Source organism: Streptomyces pathocidini (assembly GCF_001418495.1).
Lineage (GTDB): Bacteria > Actinomycetota > Actinomycetes > Streptomycetales > Streptomycetaceae > Streptomyces > Streptomyces pathocidini.
In genome coordinates, this window is sequence record NZ_LIQY01000097.1 from 1 (window position 1) to 4,599 (window position 4,599).

General features: G+C 72.1%; 4 protein-coding genes. All 4 read right to left on the minus strand.

Annotated features, from left to right (window positions below; all coding sequences use genetic code 11):
* Positions 1 to 1,118: hypothetical protein (locus AOK16_RS06370; RefSeq protein ID WP_157859125.1), on the minus strand; the 1,118-nt coding region annotated here is incomplete at its 3' end.
* Positions 1,115 to 2,338: a type III PLP-dependent enzyme domain-containing protein gene (locus AOK16_RS06375; RefSeq protein ID WP_055471241.1), complete on the minus strand. Its 1,224-nt coding sequence runs from the start codon at positions 2,336 to 2,338 to the stop codon at positions 1,115 to 1,117. The genes AOK16_RS06375 and AOK16_RS06370, both read right to left, overlap by 4 nt.
* A 114-nt stretch (positions 2,339 to 2,452) precedes the next feature.
* Positions 2,453 to 3,493, minus strand: coding sequence for a questin oxidase family protein (locus AOK16_RS06380; protein WP_055471242.1), 1,041 nt, complete (start codon positions 3,491 to 3,493; stop codon positions 2,453 to 2,455).
* A gap of 76 nt (positions 3,494 to 3,569) precedes the next feature.
* Positions 3,570 to 4,599, minus strand: a 1,030-nt coding sequence (locus tag AOK16_RS06385) for a nucleoside hydrolase (RefSeq protein ID WP_338058477.1), incomplete at its 5' end; no start/stop codon positions are given.

Below are 4,599 nucleotides of genomic sequence, written 5' to 3' on the forward strand. Positions count from 1 at the left end.
ACCCCGGCCTCGTCTCGTCCGAGGCGTTGCACGGCTTCGATGTACCGGTCCAGGTGTGCCGCGAGCCTTTCCAGTACGGCCCGAACGGGTGTCGACTGCCAGGCCATTCCCAGCGAGGTCAGCACCTGTTGGCCGGAGGGGGGAAGGCTGCCCACCAGCAGTGGGCACCGGGCCGCCTGTTCGACGTCCGCGAAGAAGCGGGCGTTGGCCTCCAACATCCCTCTCGCGAAGGCCCGTTCCATCCCGGGGTGGATCCCGGCGCGGGCGGCGGTGCTGACGAAGGGGAGCCAGTACGGCGCCCGCCCCCACCGCAGCTGCGGCAGCCGGACGACGAGGCCGGACACGCCCAGCAGGTAGTTGCGGGAGTCCGTCAGCTCCACCGCGTCCCGGTGGAGCACCCGGTAGTCGATCACAGGTTCCACCGGAACTCCGGCGAGGGAGGTCTCTCCGGGGACCGTGAGCCGGATGCCGGGCACCACGCGCGTGACCCGGATGTCCGCCGCCCTGAGCAGGCGGACCGCCGCCGCCACGGTTCCCCCCGTGCACATGTCGTCCTCGACGAGCTCGCACTCCACGTCTGCCAGGTCCTTGCGGAGCGCGCCCAGTTGGTCGGCGAGCGGCGGGCCGCCGGGCCGGGGGACGAGACCCACGCACCGGGTACCACCCAGCAGAAACCCCCGGGAGAGCCGGAGCTGCCCGTGGGCGCGCGTCACCAGGGGATCCAGACTGATCAGCGCGCGATCGCCCACCCGGCCGCGGACCGCCCGTTCCAGCGCTTCCGGTTGGACCAGGTGGAAGACGGTGCCGTGCGGCCGCACGACCGCATGGCACAGCTCGTCGCGTAACTCCTGCCGGAACCGCTGGTAGCCGGCCCGCACCGCGGCGGCGAGGTGGGCCCGCGACACCGGGCTGCGGATCGCGATCCGCCCCGTCAACTCCCGTACGCAGTAGGCGGTGTCATCCCGCATGACCATGACGAAGGGGTGGTCCGCCGGCACGTCGACCCGCAGCGGGGCACCGGAGCGGGGTCGGAGCGCGCGGACGGCGTCGGCGCCGGTGCCGGCCATCCCCGCCGGCGCCTGCGCCGGTTCTCCCACCAGCGTGCTGTTCGATGTCATGCCCCGTATCCCTCCCGGCGCGGGAAGATCCGGCTTCGCTCGATCTCGGCGCCGCCGTCGACCACTACCTCCAGCGGCATCGGGTGCCCGTGGAACAGGGCGAGCGCCGAGTGCAGGCCGTACGCGCCGACGTTGGGTACGGCGATCAACTCCCCCACGGCCAGGTCGGGGAGCCGGGCGCTGCTCGTCCAGCTGTCCAGGGGGTGGCACAGCGGCCCGGTCACGATGGTCTCGTGGAGCGGGCCGCCCGTGTCCCGGTCGGTCAGCAGCTCCGGATCGATACGCGGTTCCTTTCCGAGGCCGGACATGCCTCCGAGGTGGTTGACCCCGGTGTCGAGTACGACGATCCGGCGGCCCTGCGACCACTTCACCTCCAGGACCCTGGTCAGCAGGCGGCCGCAGCCGGCCGACAGATAGCGGCCGGACTCGAAGACCCCGACGGGGGAGCCGGTCCGCCAGGCGGGGACTTCGCGGTCGAGCAGGGCGCACAGCCGGTCCCTGAGCGTCCCGAACACCGGCAGCCGGCCGCGCGTCGCGTACGGGGCCCCGAACCCGCCGCCGAGGTCCAGCACCTCGAACTCTCGGCCCAGGGCCCGCCGGACCTCCTCCGCGACATGGAGGGCGTGCTCGAAGACCTTCAACAGCGCGTCCTCGCCCGCCAGGTTGCTGCCCATGTAGAGGTGGAGGCCGGCCAGCCGGACGTGTGCACGATCGGAGAAGAGCGACGGCTGTTCACGGATCCAGCGCAGGTCGGCGCCGAACTGCGACGGCCTGCCCGTCATCACCAGCCCGGCGCCCCGCGGCGGCTCCTGGGGGTTGATCCGCAGCAGCGCCGACAGTCGTACGCCCTTCTCCCGGCCCGCGCGGTCCAGTTGGTCCAGCGCTCCCGGGGAGTCCGCGGAGAACCGGCGGGCGCCCGAGTCGACGGCGCTCCACACGTCGGCGTCGCGCTTTCCCGGCCCGGTGTACAGCGTTTCGGCCGCCGCGAACCCCGCCGCCAGAGCCGCTTGGAGCTCTCCCGGGGAGCTGACCTCGGCACGGCAGCCGAGCCGGGACAGCTGTCGCAGGACGGCTGGGTGCGGGTTCGCCTTCAGGGAGTAGTAGAGCGGTGCGCCCTCGGGCAGCGCGGAGGTCAACAGGGCGTGCGCACCCCGTACTTCGGCGAGGTCGTAGACATAGCACGGGGTGTCCAGGCTCGACACGTCCAGGAGTGCGTCCATCGCGTCCTTTCGTGGGGCCGGGAAGAGGCCTGGCCACGCCGACCCGGGTACGGCCTTGAACTGCCGTGCCCGGGTGCGGCCGGTGAACTGCCGGGCCCGGGCCCGCGGTTCCCGTCATTCGACCCAGGTGCCGTCCTCCATGCGCCGGATCCAGTCGGTGGCGACCACCGCGTAGATCGGATCGGCCGACTGCTCGTCCTCTCTCCGGCACGCCTCCACGTACTTGATGGCGTGCGGATCGCCCGTCGCGACCGCCCGGTCGATCAGGGTCTCGTAGCCCACCGGCGTGACCGGCGCCGCCGGCTCCCGGTGGCCGGTGCCGTAGGCGCTGCGGATCGCGGCGGTGAACTGCCAGGTGGTGGCGGCAGTCGGCCAGTGCTGCTCGGCGGGCAGGTGCCCGAGTACCAGGCGTACGGCGGCCGGGACCGTGAGCGCGTGCACGAATCCCATGTACTTCTCGTGGTCGTCGGTCAGATAGGCCTGGGCCGCAAGCCTGGTGATCACGCTGAGGGCCCCGTCCACGTCGTCCGGGCGGCGCACGTCGTCCACGATCTCGCCGAAGTCGGGCTGGAGGTACAGCGCTTCCAGCCTGATGCGGAAGATCTCGCCGATGCCCTGCCGGGTGTGGAGTCTGGGCACCCTGTTCCAGGTGTCCGGCAGGTCGTGCCGGCCGAGGAACCGTCCGCTGCCCGGTACCTCCTGGTACCGGGCAGCCCAGTAGCCGAGGCCCAGGGCGAGCTCGTTGACCCGTTCGGGAGTCTCCTTCTCGGCCAGCGCGCGCACCGCGTGGCCGGTCCTGATCACCCCGTGGCCGCCGCCCGCCGGGAGTCCCGGCAGGAGCCGGGGCCACCAGTGGGCGAGCACTTCCTTCCAGGGCCGCTCGGCGAGCCGCGTCCGGAAGAAGAAGTTCCAGTCTCCGAGCAGCCTCATGTTGCCAAGCGCGGCCTGCCAGTTGGTCTCGTCGATCGTCAACGACCGTACGGGGGCGTCCCGGTAGAGCATCTTCCGGTAGTTGCCGACGAATCGGCCGACCGCTTCGGGACGGCCGAGGCGGACCAGCGCCTCCGCGGCCATCGGCCCGTGGTTGCTCACTCCCGGTCCCCATTCGGGCCCGCAGTCCTGGAGATAGGTCAGGGCCTCGTCCAGTACCGTCATGGCAGCTCCCGTGTCGCTCGGGGTTCGGTCATCCGCTGTCGCTCCGCTCGTCTCCGGAAGCCCGTACGGCGGCCCGTCACGCCAGGTTCCGGAGGGTGTCGGTGAGGAGGCGCCAGAACCTCGGCACGTCCAGCTCCAGCGCCACCCGTGCGTTGGGTTCGCGGTCGGTGACTCCGGCCAGGTCGATGGCGGTGGCACCCCGGGTGAACGCGCCGTGCAACTCGACGGCGACACCGGCTTCCTGGCAGCGGACCAGGGACGGATCGATCACCATGGCGACGACGACCGGGTCGTGCAGCGGCGGCTCCGCCATGCCCCAGATCTTGTCGTAGGTGCCGGACCGGAACCGCAGCAGCGCCTCGGCCGGCTTGCCGAGCCTGGGCACGGCGCCGATCTCGGCGAGGACCTCCGCGGTCACCAGCGCCTGGTGGGTGACGTTGAGGCCGCAGTAGGTGACCGGTACCCCGCTGCCCAGGACGATGCTCGCCGCCTCCGGGTCGAACAGGACGTTGGCCTCGGAGTAGGGCAGGAAGTTCCCCCGGTGTGTCGAGCCGGCCATGCAGAAGATCTCCCGGATCTTCGGGCGCAGGCCCGGCGCGGCGAGCAGGAGGGCAGCGACATTGGTCTGCGGACCGGTGGCGACGATGGTCACGGGTTCGGGGGACTCGGTGAGCACCGAGATCATGAGTTCCACGGCGTGCCGCTCGTCCTGCGGGACGGTCGGCTCGTCGAACTCCCAGCCGTCGAGGCCGGAGTCGCCGTGCACGTCCGGGCCGCCGTACCGGTCGCCCTGCCGGGGCCCCGCGTGCTCGCCGAGCAGGGGTCCGGCGTGGCCGGCCGCCACCGGGATGCCCTCGGCCCCGGCGAGGCTCAGCACGCGCCGCGCGTTGAGCGTGGACTTCTCCACGACGTGGTTGCCCGCCACCGCGGTGACGGCGCGCAGGTCGATGTGTTCGCTTCCCGCGGCGAGCAGGATCGCGAAGGTGTCGTCGTGACCGGGGTCGCAGTCCAGGATGATCGGGGTGGGTGTGGGCATGGGATCCCTTTCGGACCGGGAGTCGGGTACGGGCTCGGGCTCGGGCTCGGGCTCGGGCTCGGGCTCGGGC

Coding starts and splice junctions, on each gene's coding strand:
- AOK16_RS06375 (WP_055471241.1), bottom strand. CDS start 2,338: ATGGACGCACTCCTGGACGTGTCGAGCCTGGACACCCCGTGCTATGTC.
- AOK16_RS06380 (WP_055471242.1), bottom strand. CDS start 3,493: ATGACGGTACTGGACGAGGCCCTGACCTATCTCCAGGACTGCGGGCCC.